A 21,992-nucleotide genomic window follows, 5' to 3' on the forward strand; every position below is an offset into this window, starting at 1 on the left:
TCTTAAATATTTTTTTCTATATATTCTACTAAATCTCTTACAGTTACCATTGAACGAATAGTTTCTTCATCTAATTCAAGATTATATTCATCTTCAATGTCCATAACAACACTTAAAATTTTTATAGAATCAGCTTGTAAATCTTCTATAAATTTAGTATCTAATTCTATTTCTTTTCCTTTAAACGAATTTTGTAAAAATTCTTTAACTTTTTCAAAAACCATTAGTTTTCTCCTTTCTCAATTTGTTTTTCAATCTTAGAATTTATATCTTTATTTATATAATCACACATAGAAATAATCCCTGAAACAACAGCTTTTTCATCACTACTTCCATGGCCTTTAAATACTACCTTTTTTAATCCTAACATAGGGCAAGCTCCATACTCTTTATAATCAAGAGATTTTTTTAATTTTCTCATTGGTGATTTAATTAAAAGTGCTCCTATTTTCGCAGATAATGAAGACATTAAAGATTTCTTCATATTAGACATTATGAATTTTACAGAACCTTCAATAGTTTTTAAAAGTATATTCCCATGAAAACCATCACAAACTAAAACATCTATATCGCCATCAAAAATATCTCTTGATTCAATATTTCCAACAAAATTTATATTTTCATTTTCTAAAATAGAATAAGTTTCTTTTAAAATTTTTGTTCCCTTTCCATCTTCACTTCCAATATTCAATAAAGCTATTTTTGGATTTTCTTTATTCAAAGTTTCTTTAGCATAAATATTACCCATTATAGCAAATTGTTTTAAAATATCACTTGTACATTCAATATTAGCTCCGATATCAAGTAAAATCATCTTATCTTTATTTGTTGGTAATGTTATTGTTAATGCTGCTCTTTCTACATTTTCCATTCTTTTAACAATTAACAAACCGGAAACAAGCACAGCTCCTGTACTCCCAAAAGAAATTAATCCATCTGCATTTTCTTTATCTAAATATTTCATTGCCAAAACTATAGATGAATCTTTTTTTCTTCTAACTGCAAAAGTCGGTTCCTCTGTATTTAAAATATATTCTTCAGTATCTATAATTTCTAATCTACCTTCTAAATCTTCATCAATTTCAATTTTTTCTATTACTGATTTAGGTCCAACAACTACAAAAGATAAATCTTTAAGTAATTTACTTGTTTCCACTACTCCTCTAAATATAGTTTCTGCACCTCTATCAGAGCCTAATAAATCCACTACTATTTTCATAATTTCCTCCAATATTAATACATTTCAGTATATCATATTTATGTCTTTTATACAAATTTTTTCTTTTCATCTATATATACTTTATAGAAAAATGGAACTAATGGGATCAACGCAAAGACCCAAGCTAATGAATCTGAAAAACAAACTCCATAATATCCATAACTACTTGCTATCAATAATATAACTCCTACTCTTGCAAACAATTCAAAAAGTCCACCCAGCATAGATAAACCGGAGCGCCCAAATCCTTGTAATCCATTTCTATAAATAAATAATAAAGCTAAGCAAGGATAAAAATACATAACACAATTAAAATATATTGAAGATGATTTTTTCATCGTATTTGATGCTGTCGGAACAAAAACTTCTACAAAAAAATCTCCTAAAAAACTAATCAAAAATATTGCAAAAATACTAAATGCTATAGAAATAATTACAGAATAATTTATTCCTTTTCTTATTCTTTCGAAATCTTTAGCTCCAAAATTTTGTCCAACAAAATTAGCAACTGCAACACCCAATGCTATAAAAAGTTGCAAAACTATGCCTTGTATTTTCCCTGCAACTCCAAACCCTGCAATATACTCTGTACCATATTTATTTAACTCCATTTGTACAAACATTGTTCCAAAAGCAGTAATTGAGAATTGAAGTCCCATCGGAACACCTTGTTTTAACAATTCCAAAATTATTCTTTTATTTAGTTTAAAATCTTCTTTTGAAATTCTAAAAAATTCATATTTTTTTAATATATATGAAAACGAAATAATAACTGAAAATACTTGAGAAATTACAGTAGCAATAGCCGCTCCTTTTATATTAAGTTTCAAAAAATATACAAAAAGAATATCTAATACAATATTTAATATTGATGAAATCATTAAAAATACAAGTGGTGTTCTACTATTCCCTATAGCTCTTAATGTACTAGAACATAAATTATAAAACATTGTTGGTAAAATTCCAATATAAATAATGGATACATATATATAAGTTGAATTATATATGTTTTTTGGAGTGTTTATTAAACTTAATATTAAATTATTTGCTAATAGTAATATAACAATCATACACACGGCCAAAATTGAAGAAATCATTATTGACATTGCATAATATTTTTTTAATAATTCATATTTTTTTGCTCCAAAAACATGAGCAATTTTTATTCCAAAACCACTTGAAATTCCAACTAATAACCCTATAAACATAAATACTATTGGAGTGGTTACACTAATCGATGCAAGTGCATTTTCTCCATTTACATTTCCGACAATAAGTGAATCAATAATATTATAAAGTTGTTGAAATAAATTTCCTAAAAATATAAAGATAGTAAAACTTAAAATAGCTTTAAATATACTACCTTGAGTCATATCATTTTTCATACTTCTCCTATTAAAATATTAAAACACGCTATTCAAACGTGTTTTAATATTTTTTTACTGTATTTTATAATTATAATTTTTGAAAATAATCTTTCACTGCAAAAATAAAACTTTCATTATCTTCAATATTTCTTACAGCAACTCTTATAAATTCCCTATTTTCTAAATTAATTTTTGAAGTTAAGTCTTTAACAAAAATATTATAATCTTCTAACATTTTTGAACATAAATTTTTAGAAGTTCCTTTTTTCAATTCAATAGTAAAATAATTCGCTTGAGATGGAATAACTCTAAATTCTTCAATTTCATTTAATTCTTTTAAGAATATTCTTCTAGCATTTTTTATTTCTACTAAAGCATTAGCATAAACTTTTTTATATTTATCATATATTTGCAAATAATATTCTCCAAATGAGTTTATATTCCAAATAGAAACATCTTTTTTTATCATTGAAACTAACTTAGAATTTGAAGTTGCAACTACTCCAAGACGAATTCCAGGAACTCCATAAGATTTTGAAATACTTTTTACAACGATAAAATCTTTATATAACGCTAAAAATTCATCATTTAAGAAAGTTGGATTTTCTTCTTCAACAAAATCAACAAAACTTTCATCTAAAATAAATTTTATACCATTACATTTAGCCCAATCAATTAAAGTGAAAATATCCTTTTTACATATATAATTTCCGGTTGGATTATCAGGATTTATAAGAACTAAAGCCTCAATATCTTTATCAGAATAAAATTCAATTATATCCTTAGCTGTATATGAAAAATTATCATTGTTTGGAACAAACACTATTGACTTTTCAGAGTTATGTCTATTAGGATATTCTTCAAAAGTCGGTCTGATAAATCCGATATTTCCTTCAATTTTTTCTATAACAGACTTTATGAGCTCAGCCGCCCCATTACCAACAACTATATTTTCTTTTTTTATATCAAAAATTTTAGCTACAAGTCTAGAATTAACATCAAGTCCTGAAGGATACTGTTCCAATAGAACTTTAAAATTATATTTTAATTCGTCTATCATTTTCTTAGGTGGGAAATATGGATTTACTAAATAACAAAAATCTAACAATTTAGGATATCTCCAATAACCTCCATATCTAACTTGATACTTAGAAAGTTTTTCATCTCCACTAGAAAAAATAGAAGAGGCAATATCTAAATCTTGCTCATCATCAATTTCATACCACTTAATATCATCTGAAATTACTTTTGCAAAAATATGGTTTTTACCTAAATCAATAATTGTCTTTAAAACAGCCTCATAATAATCATTTTTACCATTTGCACTCATATATGCTTCTAAAAACGGAAAATAAATATTTTTAGAAAATTCTTTAGAAAATTTATAAATATTTATAGTTTTAAAATATTTGTCAGCATCATCAAAATTAAATTCCTTACCCGGAATAAAATTTAAAATTTCTTCATTTTCATTTATTTTTAGACAAGTTCCATCCATCCAACGTTCGTATTTTGCTACTAAAGCCAAATTTTCACGATTATCTTCTAGAAGTTCACTAATCATTTTATCATCAAAAATTAAATCGGATTCAAGTAAAATACTATCTTCTTTTATCATCTTATCTTTTGCAAGATACATTGAGTAAATATTATTTGTTTTATCATAAATTTCATTATTTATAAAAGTTAATTTAGTATTTATGTTTAAAGACTTTATATAATTAATAAAAAATTCACTCTTATATCCGGTAACAACAACGATATTTGAAAGAGATTTTGTATCTAAAATTCTAAGCATTCTTTCCATTAGAGAAATACCATTTACATCTACCATAGATTTTGTATTGTTTTCTGTTAATTTTTTTAACCTACTGCCAAGACCGGCTGCTAATATAACTGCTTGCATTTTACACCTCTATCTATATTTTTTAAAAACTAAAAATGATGGAAATTTTGGAATAAAGAAAGTGGATTTTGGTGGCAAAACACAAACTTCATTAGCTAATTCCATAAATTCATCAGATTCTAGTGGACAAAGTTCAATTAAAACATCATTTTTTCCAAGATTTTTTTTAGCAAAATCTATATCAGTATCTCCAATATAATCAACATTAGAAAAATTTAAAATTCTAAACGCTGTTGAAATAATTTGAGTATTCATTCTAAAAACATCATTATTCCAGAACAAATCATTTTCTGTATCTTTTAATTTTACAATAAAAGAATCTCCTTGATAAGTTATTCTAACAAATCCTTTTTTAAGCTCAGCATCGTCAGAAACTTCTAAAAAACTATCCATAAATAACCTTGCTTTTTCAAAAGAAGTTGCATCAATATTTTTAATTACTCTATGAATTGGAGAAATTGTAACTTGTGAAAAACTTAAAAAACAAGAAAATACTGTTTTTTTATTCTTCAACATTGAAGATGTATATAATCTATGATGTCCATCTGCTACATACATTCTTTCAACATCAGAAAATTTATCTAAAATTTTCTTCGCTTCATCTCCGGAATAAACATATAAATCAATATTTTTAAAATGATATTTTTTTATATATTTCTTTTCTTCAATAATTTTTTTGTAATCAATTTCTTCCTTATGTGCAATAAAAACTGGTGCCGTTTCAGAATTATATATATGATAATTAGCAATCATGCCTTGAATAACATCAGGTAAAACAAGTTCGTGACACTTAATTTTTTCTGAAATATATTCTTCTATTGGTAAATCTGCAAGAATTCCATAAGAATCAAAATATTTAAAAACATAAATACAATCATTATTACTTTCTAACGGCTGAGCATTTAATTTTTGCTTACTATTCCTCGAAAGAAATAAAGTGTCATCATCAAAACATATCTTTCCATCATTAATTTTGGCAAGATTAATGAAATCAGAATCATATAGATTTTGAGATATATTTATAAAACTATTTTTTAACGAATTTATTTTCATAAAACCTCCAAAACAAATTGAATTATAAATTAAAAATAAAATATAATTCTTTTACAAAATTAATTTATAATTCAATTTTTCAAAAAAATTCCAATATAAGTATATCACAAATTACATTTTATATCTAGACAACAAAAAAGATATTGATACATCATCAATATCTAATTAATTTCTTCTATTTAATTTTAAAGTTATATTCTAACTTTACTTACTTGCTTTTTCTTTGTCTTTTTTAATCAAATTTCTAAGAGCATCTATCGCTGTTCTTATGGCTCTATCTGTATCTTCTATTACATTATTTGAAAGATTTTGTTTAACTCTTTCTTGATTGTTTACAACTAAAAATATTGAACCAGCTCTTGTGTTTAGATAACTTGAAACAACAAAAAGTGTTGATGATTCCATTTCACTTGCTTTTGTATGAAGTCTTTTCCATGCTTCCCACTTATTCAAAAGCTCATAGCTAACCGGTTTGTTTTCCGGTTGATGTTGTCCATAAAAAGCATCTTTACATTGAACAACTCCAACATGGTAATTGTATTCTGTTTTTGCACAAGCGTTTGAAAGTTCATTTACAATTTCATAGTCTGCAACTGCAGGAAATTCTATTGGCGCATATTCTTTTGAAGTTCCTTCCATTCTAATCGCTCCAGTTGCCACAACTAAATCTCCAGCTTCCACTTCTAAATCTATTCCGCCACAAGTTCCAACTCTGATAAATGTATCTGCTCCAATTTTGTGTAATTCTTCAACTGCAATTGATGTACTCGCTCCACCTATCCCTGTACTTGTTACAGAAACTTTTTCACCTTCTAAATATCCTGTATATGTTACATACTCTCTGTTGTCTGCAACTAAAACTGCATCATCAAAATATTTTGCGATTAATTTACATCTTTTTGGGTCGCCGGGTAAGATTACATATCTTCCTACATCTCCACTTTTCATATCAATATGGTATTGTTTTTCTTTTAATAATTGTTGTGACATTTATATTTCCCCCTTATTTTCAAAATTTAACACTAATTCATAGGCCTCATTTTTTGATATGTTAAAATTATTTTTTAACATTTTTACAATATCTTTATTGCTATAACCTTCTTCTTTTAAATTTAATATTTCTTTTTCAAAATCAATCTCTTTTTCGTCTTCAGAAATTTTTTCAATTACAAGGACTATTTCTCCCTTTACACCTTTTTCTTTGTAATAAGAAATAACTTCTTCTAAACTTCCTCTTTTATATTCTTCAAAAAGTTTTGTAAGTTCTCTACACACACAAACATTTATATTTCCAAATAATTTATATAAAAATTCTAAAGTTTTTAAAAGTCTGTGAGGCGTTTCATAACAAATACCCGTAACATTCATCTTTTTAAAGTTTAAAAAGAATTTTTCTCTTTCTGAATTTGTCTTTGGAACAAAACCCAAATAAACAAAATTTGTTGTATCAAAACCACTTCCACAAATTCCATTTACCAACGCACAAGCTCCAGGCAAAATTTCATAAGCAATCCCCTCTTTTATAACCTCTTGTAAAATCACAAAACCGGGGTCATTTATTATCGGCATTCCTGCATCTGAAATAATCGAAACTATTTTGCCATTTTTTATATTGTTTATTATCTCTGCAACGCGTTCACTCTCATTGAATTTATGATATGATATTAGTTTAGTATCTATATTATGAAATTTTAATAGATTTGAACTATTTCTAGTGTCTTCACAATAAATTATATCACTTTTTTTCAAAACTTCCAAGGCTCTAAGGGTAATATCTTTCATATTTCCTATTGGTGTCGGAACAAAATAAATATTAGAAATTCTTTCCATAATATATCTCCTTAATTTTATCGGTATAATCCCCATTTTTTTCATAAATATAAAGATTATCCTCAACAAATAAATTGCTATTTCCATTTTTTACCAATTCAATTATAAATAAATGTGGCTTTTTATCTACATTTGTAGAAATGAATTGAATTCTCTTAGGTTCTAACTTAAATTTCCTTGACTCACTCAAAACATCAACCAAACGCTCCATACTGTAAATCAAAAAAACTTTTCCATTAGATTTTAACTTTTTATAAGAAAAATCTAAAATATTCTCTAATTTCAAACAATATTCATATCTTGAAATCAAAAAATTTTCATCTTCATTTAATATTCCCGTATTTATTTTCTTATAGGGAGGATTTGAAACGATATAGTCAACAGAGGCATTTTCAAAATCTTCATAGCATAATTTTAAATCTTTATGTAAAAGATTAACATTTTTTAAATTATTTTCAGAAATACTACAATCAATAAGTTTTGCATTTTCGTCTTGAATTTCAATCAAATATACAGCTTTTAAACTATTTAAAAAATTAATTCTAAGACCTATTATTCCGGTACCTGCGCCAATGTCTATTAAAATTTTATCTTTTTTTACATTTGCAAAATGTGACAACAAAATTGAATCAACGCTAAAAGAAAATTTATTTTTATTTGCAAATATGACTCCATTAGTGTTAGGAATAAAATGTTTCTCCATATCTCAACCTCCGACTTATATTTTACCATAAATATGCTTTAAAAGGAATTATTTTTATGATAGAATATATTAAGGTGATTATATGAATTTTACAAACCAACAAGTCGATGCTATTAACCATTTTGAAGGACCTGCTTTAATTTTAGCAGTTCCCGGCTCAGGCAAGACGACTGTATTATTAAATAGAATTTTAAATTTAGTTGAAAATTATAATGTAAAACCAAGTGAAATACTTTCTATAACTTTTAGTAAAGCTCAAGGTATTGATATGGAAAGAAGATTTTTGACCAAAAATCCTGATTTTAAAGGAAAAATAACTTTTAAAACAATTCATGCTTTTTGTTATGAGATTGTTAGAAATTATATGAAAGTTAGAAATATTAAAAAGACTTTAATTGAAGGAAATAACGAGTTTAATAGAAATTTAATTTTAAAAAGAGCATATTTTCAAACTAATTATAAAAAATTAACTGATGAAGAAATAAATGACTTTTTCTCAATTTATGATTTTGTAAAAAATAAAATGTTTGACTTTGAAGGATATATCAAGAAAAATCATTTTATTTCAAATCGAAATTTAATGTTAAAACTTTATAATTTGTATGATGAAATAAAAATTCAAAATAATTTTATGGATTTCAACGATTTACTCATACTTGCAAATGAATATATTTCAACGGATAAAAAACTTTTAAAGGCAATTAAAAATAGATATAAATTTTTTCAAGTTGACGAAGGACAAGATACCTCTACTCTCCAATTTGAAATTATAAAAAAAATTGTATTTCCTGAAAATAATATATTTGTAGTTGCAGATGACGACCAATCAATTTACAGTTTCAGAGGTGCAAGTCCCGAAAATCTTTTGAATTTTAAAAACATTTATCCAACTTCAAAAATATTTTTTATGGATAAAAATTTTCGCTCTACAAAAAACATAATAAAAATTAGCAATAAAATTATTCAAGGAAATAAAATTAGATACGAAAAATTTTCAAAACATACAACTGAAGAAAGTTCACAGATAATGCTTTTTAAGGTGAAAAACGCAAAAATACAAGCAAGAGAGTTATTAAACAAAATTTCTGAAATCAACACGAATGAAACTATTGGAATTTTATATAGAAATAATATCTCATCTTTATACATTGCAGATATGTTTAGAAAGGAAAATATTGACTTTTTCATAAAGGAAAATAGATTCGATTTTTATTCAAATAGAATTTTAAATGATGTAAAAAATATTTTACTATTTTCCGAAGACACAACTGATTTAGAAGTTTTTAAGCGAATTTATTTTAAATTGAACGCTTATATAAAAAAAGATTTTATTTCAAAATTAGAATATAAACCTTATAACCAATGCGTTTTAGAAAGTTTACTTGACTTGGAAGAATTAAATGATTTTTATTTGAGAAAATTCAGCGATTTAAGAAATAATTTCAAAAGAATAAAACGTATGAAAATGGAAGATAAAATTGATTGTATTTTATATGAAATTGGATATGGCGATTATTTAGATAATTTCAATGATTTTTCAAATCTAAATTATAATTTAATTTTCGATTTAATAAAATATTTATCAAAAGATTTAAAAACCTTTGACGAATTCATGGAAAAGTTGAATAATTTAAAAGAATTACTTAAAAATGCATCAAATTCAAATTCAAATATATCCATTTCAACAATACATTCATCAAAAGGCTTAGAGTACGACAATGTATTTATCATTGACCTTATAGACGGAGAATTTCCACAAAAAAGCGTATTGAATTCATTTGATGAAAAGTTATTAGAAGAAGAAAGGCGACTATTCTACGTTGCAATGACAAGAGCAAAGAAAAAACTATATTTATTCACAATCAAGGAAAGGAATAATCTACCTGTAGAACCGTCAATTTTTTACAACGAACTAAAAAAGAACAATTAAAAAGGAGCGTCAGCTCCTTTTTGTGCTTTATTATTTATTATTTCCTGCATTTGTTCCTGCGATTATTCCAAAAACTGTTATATCCGCAATGGAAACTGAACCTAATCTATTCTTACCATGAATACCTCCAGTCGTTTCCCCTGCTGAGTATAATCCTTTTATAACTTCACCATTTTTATTTATAACCTCTGCATTTTTATTTATCTTAAGTCCACCCATTGTATGATGAACTGCAGGAACTGCTTTTAGACAATAAAATGGTGCTTTTTTCACTTTAAAACCTAATCTTCTAAGATTAAATAAAGTATCTTTTCCTTTTTCGGAATCTTCGTTGAATTGCTTAATTGTTTCTTTTAAATTCTCTTTATCTATTCCAAAAAATTCTGCCATTTCTTCTATTGAATTTACTTTACAAAGTTTTTTACCTTCAATTAAATTTTTATATTCAACTTCATGAGTAGGTAAGATTTTTGATTTTTGCATAGAATCTTCATCCCAAATTTGATAAGCAATGCTATCTGTTTGAGCTTTAATTCCCATTGAAATTTCTCTTCTTGTTCCTAATTCTTCAACAAATCTCTTGCCCTCTTTATTTACAATTATAGCACCACCTGCAAGTCTTGTATCTCCAGTATATAAAAGTTTTCCAGTTTCAACATCACATACCGGATATAATTGAATTTGATTCATATCAACAACATCAGCTCCAATGGCTTGTGCCATTTTTATACCATCACCCGTTGAGCCCGGAGAATTTGTTGAAAGAATTTTATCATCAACCTCTTTATCATTATCATAAAGCATTTTTTTATTTGCACCAAAGCCTCCTGTTGTTAAAACTACAGACTTTGCATTTATTATTAATTCCCCAGTTTTTATTTTTGCCTTAACGCCTGTAACTACATTGTCCTTTGTCAAAAGTTCAAAAGCATTTGTTTCTGTTAAAATTTCTATTCCTAATTCTTCAGCTTTTGCATGTAATTTATTTATTAATTCTTTTCCAGACTGTCCTTTTGGAATTAAAGACCTTTTAACTGAATGACCTCCAAAGAACATAAGTTCATCTGTCCATTCAACCTTAACATCATCTCTGAGCCATTTTGCACCGTCAAGAGCATTATTAGCCAAGACATCTATAAGTTCCTTATCCCCTCCGGCTTTTTCTACGTCTTTTTTAAATAAATCAACACTGTCTTTTATATTTTCTTTTTCTTGTAGCCAATTATTTGGAGCTGAATATTCCGCACCGGAAATCAGAGTATTTCCTCCAATTAAAGGTAATTTTTCTATGATTACAACATTTGCTCCTGCTTGTTTAGATTTTATTGCTGAAATTAATCCTGCACCACCTGAGCCGACTACAACAACATCTGTATTCATTTCTTTTACTTCAAATTTTTCATTCATTACAGGATTATTTTTTAAGATTTTTTTATAATCTAATCCTGACTTTTTAATTGCATCTGCAAGCGCATTTACAAATGCCTTTGATGAATAAGTTGCTCCGGTAATTTCGTCTAAATTAAAATCTCCCGAATTAACCTTTTGAATTAATTTTTCAATGGCAAGTTTTCCAACATCTTCAGTTTCTACACTTTCCTTTAATGATACATTTTTTATTTTACTATTTTCAAAACTTACATTAAGCACAACATCTCCATTATGTCCTCTTGCTTTTCCCTCATAAGTTCCATTAACAGCTGACTTACAAGAAGTTAAAAATAGTACAAAAATAAGTAAAAATGATAAACTTCTAAATAATTTTTTCATAATATCCTCCAAATCTTACAAAACACAATTATTTTTATATTCGTTTAATACATCAAAAATCTCATCAATATCGTTCAAAGTATTTATTGTATTTTTTACTTTGTTTGAACCTTTAAAACCCTTTAAATACCACAAAATATTTTTTCTCATTTCTCTTATGGCTATTCTTTCAGGCTTAAATTCAAGTTCTAATTTATAATGTCTTTTTATCGTATCAATCACTTCTTCGAGGGTTGGAGAAGAATATTTTTTTGATAGATTATAATCTTTAATTTGTTTAAAAATAAATGGATTACCAAGAGCGTGACGCCCTATTGCAACAGCATCAACTCCGGTTTCTTCTTTCATTCTTACATAATCTTCAACACTACAAACATCACCATTTCCAACAACTTTTATTGGAACATGATTCTTTAAAACTTTTATATCATTCCAATCTGCATTTCCAGAATAAAACATTTCTCTTGTTCTGGCATGTAGAGTTATCATATATGCACCGGCTTCAACAATAGCATCTGCAACTTCCAAGAAATTTTTATTTTTATCATCAAATCCTAAACGTATTTTAACACTTACTGGAACTTTTGAATTTTTAACCATAGTTGAAACAATATTTTTAACCTTTTTAGGCTCTTTCATCAAATAGCTGCCCTCATGATTTTTTACAATTTTCGGAGCAGGACAACCTAAATTCAAATCAAGCTGATAAATATCATCTCTATTATTAAATTTAGTTTGTATTACTTCTTCCATAATCTTTTCATCACTACCAAAAACTTGTAATCCAACAGGCCCCTCTCTTTTATCAATATATGTTATGATTGAAGTGTTATCATTATCATAATATAAACCTTTTATAGAAACCATTTCTGTAAAAGTCAAACTTGCACCCATTTCACTTGCCAAAATTCTAAAAGCAACATCACTAACTCCGGCAAGTGGAGCTAAAAAAATATCTCCATTAAGCATATTATATCCTCTTCTTCATTTTGTATATTTCCAACATACCGTCAAGCGTAAGTTTCTTATCTATAATATCAATTCTATCTATACCTTTGGTAATTAAAGTTGAATAACCACCGGTTGCAACAACTTTTAACTTAGAAACATCAAAATTCATCTCTTTTACCATTTCATCAAGTAACTTTTCAATAAGTCCGATATAACCAATTACCATTCCAACTCTTATATTATCCATAGTGTTTTTTGCGACAACTTTTTCCGGTTTGTAGAGTTCAACTCTTGGCAATTTTGCAGTCTTTAAAAATAGTGCCTCTGATGAAATTCCAATTCCCGGAATAATAGCTCCCCCTTGATAAACTGAATTTTCGTCAACTACATCAAAAGTAATCGCCGTTCCTATATCAATAATTATCAAAGGAACTCCATATTTTTTTATCCCTGCAATAGAATTTACAATTCTATCAGCACCAATCGTTCTTGGATTGTCATGATTTATTTCAAGTCCCAAATCACAATTATCATCTATAATCATAGGCTTTAAATTAAAATATTTCTTTATAGCATTCTCTATTGAATGCATAACATCAGGAACAACCGATGCTACAACAACATCATCTATCTCAGATTTTTTTATATTATTAGCATGAAGTATCTCTGTAATAGACAAAGCATATTCATCACTGGTTTTATTTTTTATTGTATTAAGTCTGAAATCACAAATAAGAGAGTCTTCTTGATATACCCCCAAAACAATATTTGTATTTCCTACATCTATAACTAGTAACATTAAGTCCTCCAAAAATTAAACTTATATACTATATAATAGCATTTTTTTAAAATTTATACAATAATAAAAATATCACCTTTCCATAATATAATATGAAATTTTTATGTAAAAAAATAGAACTTGATTAAATTCAAGTCCTATTAATTAAAATTATCTATTTTTTCTTTTTTTAGAAATTACTATTGCTCCACCTAAAGTTAAAATTGAAGATACAGCATAATACATTCCACCTGATACAAAGAATCGTGGAATCCTACTTATTTTTATTGTTTATTGATGCTTGAATAAATCCGTCAAATAAAGGATGAACTTTATTTGGTCTTGACTTAAATTCAGGGTGGAATTGACAAGCAACAAAATAATTACTACCAGTGTATTCAATAATTTCAACAAGGTCAAGTTCAGGATTTATTCCAGAGAAAATAACTCCAGCTTTTTCAAGTTCTTCTCTAAATTTATTGTTGACTTCATATCTATGTCTATGTCTTTCTTGAATAATTTCTGCATTGTATAATTTTCTAGCTTTACTATCCTTTAAAAGTTTACAGTCATAATTTCCAAGTCTTAAAGTTCCACCAATATTTTCAACATCAAATTGACTTTCCATTAAATCAATTACAGGATATTTTGTAGTATCGTCTTTCTCAGTTGAATCTGCTCCTTCAAGTCCTGCAACATTTCTAGCAATATCAATGATTGCGATTTGCATTCCAAGACAAATTCCAAAATAAGGAATATTCTTTTCTCTTGCGTATCTACTTGTAGCAATCATTCCTTCAATGCCTCTACCACCAAATCCACCTGGAACAATAATTCCGTCAAGTCCTTTAAATATTTCATTAACATTTTCTTCTGTAACTTCTTCAGAATTTATCCAATGAATATTAATTTTGTGAGCATTTTTATAACCTGCATCTATTAATGCTTGTGAAACTGAAAGGTATGCATCATGTAATTGAACATATTTTCCAACAAGTCCAATTTCTAATTCTGATTTTACATTTTTATATGAATCAATCATTTCTTTCCAATTACTCTTAATTGATTTTCCTTCTAAACAAAGTTTATGTAAAACATAATCATCTAAACCTTGTTCATGTAATTTAACCGGTACTTCGTAAATAAAGTCAACATTTTCAGATTGAACGATAGCACTTTTTGGAACATCACAGAAAAGACTAATCTTATTTTTAATTTCATCAGAAATTTTTTCAGGACTTCTAACTACAATAATATTAGTTTTGATTCCTTGACTCATAAGCTCCTTAAAAGAATGTTGAGTAGGTTTTGTCTTTAATTCATCAGAACCAGGAATTGTAGGAACTAAAGTAGTATGAATGAATAATACATCTTCTTTTTTATTTTCAGCATGAATTTGTCTAATCGCCTCGATAAAAGGTAAAGATTCAATATCTCCAACAGTACCACCAATTTCTGTTATGATTATATCAGCTTTGCTTTCTTCAGCTGCCTTATAAACATATCCTTTTATCCTATCAGTAATATGTGGAATTACTTGAACAGTTGAACCATTGTAATCTCCTCTACGTTCTTTTTGAATTACTTCGCTGTAAATTCTTCCTGTAGTTACATTACTTCTTTGAGTTAATTCTTCATCTATAAATCTTTCATAATGTCCTAAATCTAAATCAGTTTCAGCGCCGTCTTTTGTTACAAAAACTTCCCCATGTTGATAAGGACTCATTGTACCTGGGTCAACATTTATATATGGGTCAAATTTTTGCATAAAAACACTAAAACCTCTATCCTTTAAAAGTCTTCCTAAACTCGCTCCACATATTCCTTTACCAATTCCTGAAACAACTCCTCCAGTAATAAAAATAAATTTGCTCATCATATCCTCCTAATTTAATGCTCTAAAAATTTCTTCATAAGTTGGTATATTCCAATTTTCTCTTGAAATATTTGATTCAATTTCATCACTAATCATTCTAATTTCTTCCAAATTTTTAGGAATAAATTTGTGTAAACTTATTACTTTTTCAATTTCATTTTCTCCATGATTTTCTTTTTCGAAATCACTAAATTCATCAAGTTTTATAAACAGTCCCTCAAGTAAATTATTAAGTTTATTTACTCTCTCATTAAGTTTAACATTTTTTATTCTATCATTCAAATTTATTTCAAAATTAAGCTCTTTTATACAAGATGGAATAACATCTTTGTTAATCATATTAACCAATGTTTTCATCTCTAACATATAAGTATTTTTTACATCTTCAATGCAAACATCATAAACAGCACTTAATTCCAAATCATTCAAAATATTATTTTCCAAAAGAACTTCAAACTCCTTAGATTCTTTTGCATACAATAAAGCATCTAAATATGTTCTATTATTTTTAAGACCTCTTCTTTCAGCCTCTTCAACCCATTCTTTTGAATAACTATCTCCAGAAAACAAGACCCTTTCACTTTCAATTAAAATTTCTTTTAAAAGATTTTTACAAGCAGAAACTCTTTCAGCCTTATCTTCAACATTTTGAACTTTTTCTAAAACATTCTTAAGCTCAGCACCCACAATTGTATTTAAAACTATATTACAATCTGCTGCACTTTGCATAGAGCCTAACATTCTAAACTCAAACTTTCCACCTGTATATGCAAAAGGTGAAGTTCTATTTCTATCATCAGTATCTCTTGGAGTAAAGCCTAAATTACTGATATTAAAATCATTTTGTTTTACAGAATTTTTAACTTCCATATCCAAAATATCATATAAAATATTTTCAATTTCATTTCCTAGATAAACAGAAATAATTGAAGGTGGCGCCTCATCTCCACCAAGTCTTAAATCATTTCTAACACTTGAAGATGAAACTCTAAGTAATGAAGAATATTTGTTTACAGCTGAAATTGTAGAAACCATAAAAATTGCAAAAAGTAATCTATCAATTTCATTATCATTTTTTGGTAATTTAAACAAATTTTTACCATAGTTTGTAACTAAAGACCAGTTATTATGCTTTCCACTTCCATTTACATTTTTAAATGGTTTTTCATGTAATAAACAAACAAGATTATGCTCATAAGCAGTATTTCTTAAAACTTCCATAACAATTTGGTTATTATCAACCGAAACATTTACAGTATCATATAGAATTGCAACTTCAAATTGTCCCGGAGCAACCTCATTATGTTCAGTTTTAGAGTTAATTCCTAATTCCTCCAATTTTTTATTTATACTATTGTAATATTCCATAACTCTTTTTGGAATTGAACCGAAATAATGTTGTAACAATTCTTGGTCTTTCGGTGGCATTTCTCCAATTAAAGTTCTTCCTGTATTTATAAGGTCAACTCTCTTTTCATAAAGTTCTCTATCAACTAAGAAAAATTCTTGCTCTAAACCAACTTTAATTTTAACCCTAAATATTTTATCATCTGAAAATAAATTATATAAATCAGTTGCTTGTTTTGATAAAAAATCCATACTCTTTAAAAGTGGTGCTTTTTTATCCAAACTAATTCCATCAAAAGAAACAAAAATTGAAGGAATATACAAAATATTATCCATTATAAAAGCATTCGCAGTACAATCCCAATATGTATAACCTCTAGCCTCAAATGTTGACCTCATTCCCCCGTTTGGAAATGATGATGCATCAGGCTCACTCTTTAAAAGTTCTTCTCCTGAAAATCTAACTATCGGTAAATTTTCGTAAGACTTATCTATAAAACTTTCGTGTTTTTTTGCAGTATTCCCATTTAACGGTTGAAACCAATGGCAATAATGTGTTGCACCATTTTCTATAGCCCATTCTTTCATAGCATGTGCAATTATATCTGCACTATCTTTATCTAATAATTCCTCTTTTCGAATCGCGTTTTTCCATTTTAAATAAATCGGATAAGGCAACTTTTTTTTCATTGCATTTTTATCAAAAGTAAACTTTCCAAAATTTTCAATTCTGCCCATATATTCCTCCTAAAAAAAAATTGGTCTTCTTTTTACCTCTAAATAGAGAAAAAAAAAACCAAATTTCTAAAATGTTTTATTTATACTAATATAATAAAATATTTTTACGATTATGTCAAGAGTTTAAATAAATTTTTTATTTAGAACTTCTAGAAAATATATCAGCAAAAATTTGACATCTTATATATATATATATATAATTAAGTATATAAAATTTTGGGGAGGTTTATTATGAAAAATAAAAAAACTATGGTTTTAATTCCTGCTTTAAATCCGCCGGAAAATTTAATTGATTATATTTATGAATTGAAACATTATGGACTAAATAATATTTTAGTTGTAAATGATGGTAGTAATGAAAGATTTAAAAAATTTTTTGAAGATTTAAAACAAATTGATGGTGTAACAATATTAACTCATGCAAAAAATTTAGGTAAGGGAAGAGCTTTAAAAAATGCTTTTAATTTTTTTCTGACATTACCTAATATTGATGATTTTAATGGAATTGTAACTTGTGATTCTGATGGTCAACATAGAGCAAAAGATGTCTTGAATATTGCAAATAATTTAGAAGTTTATCCAAATTCTTTAATCATAGGTTGTAGAGATTTTGATAGTAAAAATGTCCCTCCAAAAAGTAAATTTGGAAACAAGACAACAGTAAATGTTTTTAAATTGTTATACAGAAAGAAAATAACTGATACTCAAACAGGACTTCGTGGTTTCCCTAAAAATATTATTCCCGAAATGTTAGATATTTTTGGAGAAAGATTTGAATATGAAACAAAAATGTTAATAACTTGCTTTGAAAAAAATTTAAATATAGCCGAAATACCAATAGAAACAGTATATTATAACAATAATGCAGAAACACATTTTAACACTATCAAAGATTCTGTAAAAATATACAAAGTAATTTTTACATCTTTTTTTAATTATATATTAACCTCACTCTCTTCATTTTTAATAGACATAGGATTATTTAAAGTATTCGTATATATTTTTTCATCATCATTAGTTAAAAATTCATATTCAATATTTTTTTCAAGTGTTATTGCAAGAATATTTTCTTCTCTTTTTAATTTTTTTGTAAATAAGAATTTTGTTTTTAATGGAGAAAAAAGTTTCAAAAAAACAATATACAAGTATTATAGTTTATGTATTTTTCAAATGCTATTATCTTCATTTAGTGTTTCTTTACTTTGGAAAATAACAAATGTTAATGAAACAATAATAAAAATCATTGTAGATACAATACTATTTTTAATAAGTTATAGGATTCAAAGAACTTGGGTGTTTAAGAAAACGAGGAAACAAACTTATGAAAAATAAAATTTTAGATAAATTAACACACAAAAAATCTATAATAACTTTCTTTTTATCCTATATAATTACATTACTGTTGACTTTAAACAAAAATTTTAAAATTGAGAAAGAAACTTTTTTTCACATTTTTATAAATAATGATAGTTTGATTTGTTTATTGTTATTTATCCTTTTATTTATATTAATAAAAAATTTGGATTTAAAAACTTTAATAGATTTTGAAAAAAGAGAAAATAAGATAATAAATATATTTTCTTTTATCTTTTCAATAATAAGTACAATAGGTATTGAATCATTTAGAAATAATGTTAATAAATATTATATTATTTTATTTTTTTTAATAATGTTTATTTCATTTATAGTTTTTAATTTTTTTATTAGAATTTTATACCTTAAAACAAAAAATATAACTTTTGAACAACCTACATTTACTAACAAAAAATTTATTTTAAAAAAATTTTTTAAAATACTAATACCAATATTTATAATAAGAATAATATTTTTTGTAATATTTTTCCCTGGAAATTTTACGTGGGATAGTATGTACTGTATAAAAGAAGGAATAGGAGTTCTTCCATTATCTAATTCTCACTCATATCTTTATATCTATACAGTAGGATTATTTGGAAAACTCGGTTTAAAATATTTTTCATCAGTTGGTATAGGAATTGGAATTTTTAATTTTATAAATTTAATTTTTACAAGCATTGTATATTCTCTTTTACTATACAAATTATTTGAATTTAAATTTAATAAAAAATTAAAAATAGCTTTGTATTTTTATTTTTGTGTAAATCCATATTTTATAGTTTATAGTTTTACACTGTATAAAGACGTTATATTAGGTAATTTTTTGCTTCTTTTTGTTTTATTGATGATTGAAATGATTTACAATCCTAAAATATTCTTTAGTAAAAATATTTCAATAATATATTTTCTAATTTCTGTTTTTGGAGTGTTTATGTTACACCGAAAAGCAATAATTTATGTTATTGTAGGTTTGGTATTCTTATTATTTGGTACTCAAAAAAAATATAGAATAAATACTTTGACATTAATTTTTTTATCTATAATATTTTGTTTTTCAGCAAATAAAATCACAAAAAGCATTTTAAAACCTTTAGAAAGTTCAATGAAATATGATTATTTATCTACAAGATTTCAACAATTAGCAAGTGTTGCTAAATATCATCCGGAATCATTTTCTGAAAACGAGCTAAAATTATGTGATAAAATTTTTGGACTAGAAAAAATAAAAAATGATTTCGACCCATATTGTGCAGACCCAATTAAAAACCATATAAGGGAAGATAATTTTAAAGATTTAAAAAATGATTTCTTTAAACTATGGTTTAAAATGTATTTAAAACATCCTAAAACAAATATTGATGCTATTTTAAATTTATCTTTATCTTACTTTTATCCCTATAAATTTAGAGAAGGTATGTGGATTGGAGATTATTATGAACATATGTATGAAACAAAAACAGATTGGTTCACTTTTAAAACTTTTGATAAAACATCTAACTTACAATTAAAAGAAAAATATGGATATTTTGATAAAGGATGGAATCAAAACACAGATTTTAAAGAAATACATAAATTAAAGAAAACAACAACAAATATAATTTATTCTATAGCCTCATATCCTGTAATTTCTTCATTTTTAAAAGCGGGATTTGCTACTTGGTTGCTTATCTTATCAATAGGATATTCAATTTTGAAAAGAAACAAAAAAATTAGACCTTTAATATATTTATGTCTTTCCATTGTACTTACTTGTATTTATTCGCCTATAGTAAATTATTACAGGTATTCATATTTAATATTTATAACTGTTCCAATACTTATTCCACTTTTATTTGTAAATGGTTATAAAAAAGAGTAGTAAGGATAATTTTCTTACTACTCTTTTATTATTAAACATTTTTCTAAATTCTTGATCTTAGTTTTAATATTTTATATAGTCTTAATACTGAATAAATGTAAGATGCAAGTCTTGTCGTTACGTCATACTCTTGTTGAATTTTTAATATTTCATTATATGCAAGTAACATTTTATATTCTACTTTATTCAAAACATCATCTTCAGTCATATCAATACCTGAAATATTTTGCACCCATTCAAAATATGAAGCTATAACTCCTCCGGAATTTGCCAATATATCCGGAATGACTACAACATTTTTTTGTTTCAAAATTCTATCGGCAAGATAATCAACGGGTCCATTTGCTCCTTCAACTATCAGTTTAGCTCTTATTTTATTTGCCTCTTCTTCTGTAATAGAATTTTCCAACGCACATGGAATTATTACATCAACATCTAAAGAATAAAATTGATCGATTGAAATAAGTCTTGCTCCTTCAAAGTTGATTAATGTTTTATATTTTTCAAAATGAGAAATTAATTCTGAAATATTAAATCCTTTTTCATTATAAATCGTATAAACGCCTTTTTCATTATCATACTCTGAAATAGATAAAATATTCCCACCCATTCTTTCTAAGTGTTTAGCAGTATTTGAGCCGACATTTCCAAAACCTTGAATTGCAATTCTTGACTCTTTTATATCAATACCTAATTTATTCAAAGCCTCTCTTGTCATTACTGCAACACCAACTCCGGTTGCCTCTTTTCTTCCATGTGAACCTCCAAATTCAAGTGCTTTTCCGGTAAATGTTGCAAGAGTATTATTTCCGGTTAGCTTTATGTATTCGTCCAACATCCAAGCCATAATTTTTTCATTTGTATTTACATCAGGTGCAGGAATATCGAACCTGTCTCCTATATATTTATAAAGCTCTTTTACATATCCTCTTGAAAGTCTTTCAAGTTCACTTTCCGATAATTCATTTACATCTACAATTATTCCGCCTTTTCCACCACCAAAAGGTAAATGTGTAGCAGAACATTTTAAACTCATCCAAATAGATAGAGCTTTAACTTCATCAACATTTACATTTTGATGAAATCTAATCCCACCTTTATATGGACCCATAACATCACAATGTTGTGAACGATAGCCTTTAAATACTCTAACTTTTCCATTATCCATTTTAACCGGAATATTTATTTCTATCGTTCTTTCAGGCTCTTTTAAAAGTTCATATAAACTATCATCTAAATTTAAGATTTCACAAGATTTTTTCAAAATCTTTTGAACATTTTCTAACGGATTAACATTATGCATACAATTC

At 26.3% G+C, this 21,992-nt stretch carries 17 protein-coding genes; 3 read left to right on the plus strand and 14 right to left on the minus strand.

Translation table 11 applies throughout. The annotated features are described in order from the left end of the window. Positions 1-2: 2 nt before the first annotated feature. From HMPREF3181_RS01775 to HMPREF3181_RS01810, 8 genes are all read right to left on the minus strand, one after another. Entirely contained in the window at positions 3-224 is a 222-nt protein-coding gene (locus HMPREF3181_RS01775) for an acyl carrier protein (protein WP_068472419.1), read from the minus strand. Next, positions 224-1,219, minus strand: a complete 996-nt coding sequence (gene plsX, locus HMPREF3181_RS01780; protein ID WP_068472421.1) for a phosphate acyltransferase PlsX — start codon at positions 1,217-1,219, stop codon at positions 224-226. Before plsX ends, HMPREF3181_RS01775 begins: the two co-directional genes overlap by 1 nt. A 47-nt stretch (positions 1,220-1,266) precedes the next feature. After that, complete coding sequence (locus HMPREF3181_RS01785; protein WP_068472423.1) at positions 1,267-2,604, minus strand: MATE family efflux transporter; 1,338 nt, start codon at positions 2,602-2,604, stop codon at positions 1,267-1,269. A 70-nt stretch (positions 2,605-2,674) separates the two neighbouring features. Beyond that, complete coding sequence (locus tag HMPREF3181_RS01790) at positions 2,675-4,492, minus strand: aminotransferase class I/II-fold pyridoxal phosphate-dependent enzyme (RefSeq protein WP_068472425.1); 1,818 nt, start codon at positions 4,490-4,492, stop codon at positions 2,675-2,677. A 9-nt stretch (positions 4,493-4,501) separates the two neighbouring features. Then, positions 4,502-5,545, minus strand: a complete 1,044-nt coding sequence (locus tag HMPREF3181_RS01795; protein WP_068472427.1) for a DUF1015 family protein — start codon at positions 5,543-5,545, stop codon at positions 4,502-4,504. Positions 5,546-5,749: 204 nt separating this feature from the next. Beyond that, positions 5,750-6,535, minus strand: coding sequence for a uridine phosphorylase (udp, locus tag HMPREF3181_RS01800; protein ID WP_068472429.1), 786 nt, complete (start codon positions 6,533-6,535; stop codon positions 5,750-5,752). Beyond that, positions 6,536-7,375, minus strand: a complete 840-nt coding sequence (gene rsmI, locus HMPREF3181_RS01805) for a 16S rRNA (cytidine(1402)-2'-O)-methyltransferase (protein WP_068472430.1) — start codon at positions 7,373-7,375, stop codon at positions 6,536-6,538. It abuts the gene before it with no gap. Then, complete coding sequence (locus tag HMPREF3181_RS01810; RefSeq protein WP_068472432.1) at positions 7,359-8,078, minus strand: tRNA1(Val) (adenine(37)-N6)-methyltransferase; 720 nt, start codon at positions 8,076-8,078, stop codon at positions 7,359-7,361. Before HMPREF3181_RS01810 ends, rsmI begins: the two co-directional genes overlap by 17 nt. Before the next feature lie 82 nt (positions 8,079-8,160). Here HMPREF3181_RS01810 and HMPREF3181_RS01815 point away from each other — a divergent pair, with 82 nt between their 5' ends. Continuing rightward, on the plus strand, positions 8,161-10,008 hold the full coding sequence (locus HMPREF3181_RS01815) for an ATP-dependent helicase (protein ID WP_068472434.1): 1,848 nt from the start codon (positions 8,161-8,163) through the stop codon (positions 10,006-10,008). Between the two features lie 30 nt (positions 10,009-10,038). On the opposite strand, the gene HMPREF3181_RS01820 is transcribed toward HMPREF3181_RS01815, so the two are convergent. From HMPREF3181_RS01820 to HMPREF3181_RS01840, 5 genes are all read right to left on the minus strand, one after another. Further along, a complete protein-coding gene (locus HMPREF3181_RS01820) occupies positions 10,039-11,778 on the minus strand; it encodes a flavocytochrome c (protein ID WP_068472436.1) in 1,740 nt (579 codons plus the stop codon). A 15-nt stretch (positions 11,779-11,793) separates the two neighbouring features. After that, positions 11,794-12,747 carry a tRNA dihydrouridine synthase DusB gene (dusB, locus tag HMPREF3181_RS01825; RefSeq protein WP_068472438.1) on the minus strand — a complete coding sequence of 318 codons (954 nt, stop codon included), beginning with the start codon at positions 12,745-12,747 and terminating at the stop codon, positions 11,794-11,796. Between the two features lies 1 nt (position 12,748). Further along, positions 12,749-13,528 (minus strand): type III pantothenate kinase, encoded by a 780-nt coding sequence (locus HMPREF3181_RS01830; protein WP_068472439.1) that lies wholly within the window; start codon positions 13,526-13,528, stop codon positions 12,749-12,751. Positions 13,529-13,781: 253 nt separating this feature from the next. Further along, a complete protein-coding gene (locus tag HMPREF3181_RS01835; protein ID WP_068472441.1) occupies positions 13,782-15,383 on the minus strand; it encodes a CTP synthase in 1,602 nt (533 codons plus the stop codon). A 9-nt stretch (positions 15,384-15,392) separates the two neighbouring features. Continuing rightward, positions 15,393-17,468: a glutamine synthetase III domain-containing protein gene (locus HMPREF3181_RS01840; protein WP_068472443.1), complete on the minus strand. Its 2,076-nt coding sequence runs from the start codon at positions 17,466-17,468 to the stop codon at positions 15,393-15,395. Positions 17,469-17,699: 231 nt separating this feature from the next. Here HMPREF3181_RS01840 and HMPREF3181_RS01845 point away from each other — a divergent pair, with 231 nt between their 5' ends. Together HMPREF3181_RS01845 and HMPREF3181_RS01850 are read left to right on the plus strand one after the other, a co-directional pair. Continuing rightward, complete coding sequence (locus tag HMPREF3181_RS01845) at positions 17,700-18,800, plus strand: glycosyltransferase (protein WP_068472445.1); 1,101 nt, start codon at positions 17,700-17,702, stop codon at positions 18,798-18,800. Between the two features lie 535 nt (positions 18,801-19,335). Next, positions 19,336-20,682, plus strand: coding sequence for a DUF6020 family protein (locus HMPREF3181_RS01850; RefSeq protein WP_156435979.1), 1,347 nt, complete (start codon positions 19,336-19,338; stop codon positions 20,680-20,682). 43 nt (positions 20,683-20,725) lie between these two features. Here HMPREF3181_RS01850 and HMPREF3181_RS01855 read toward each other — a convergent pair whose 3' ends face one another. Next, on the minus strand, positions 20,726-21,985 hold the full coding sequence (locus HMPREF3181_RS01855; RefSeq protein WP_068472449.1) for a Glu/Leu/Phe/Val family dehydrogenase: 1,260 nt from the start codon (positions 21,983-21,985) through the stop codon (positions 20,726-20,728). Positions 21,986-21,992 lie beyond the last annotated feature (7 nt).

Origin of the sequence: Parvimonas sp. KA00067 (assembly GCF_001553085.1) — a bacterium.
In the GTDB taxonomy this organism is placed as follows: Bacteria; Bacillota; Clostridia; order Tissierellales; family Peptoniphilaceae; genus Parvimonas; species Parvimonas parva.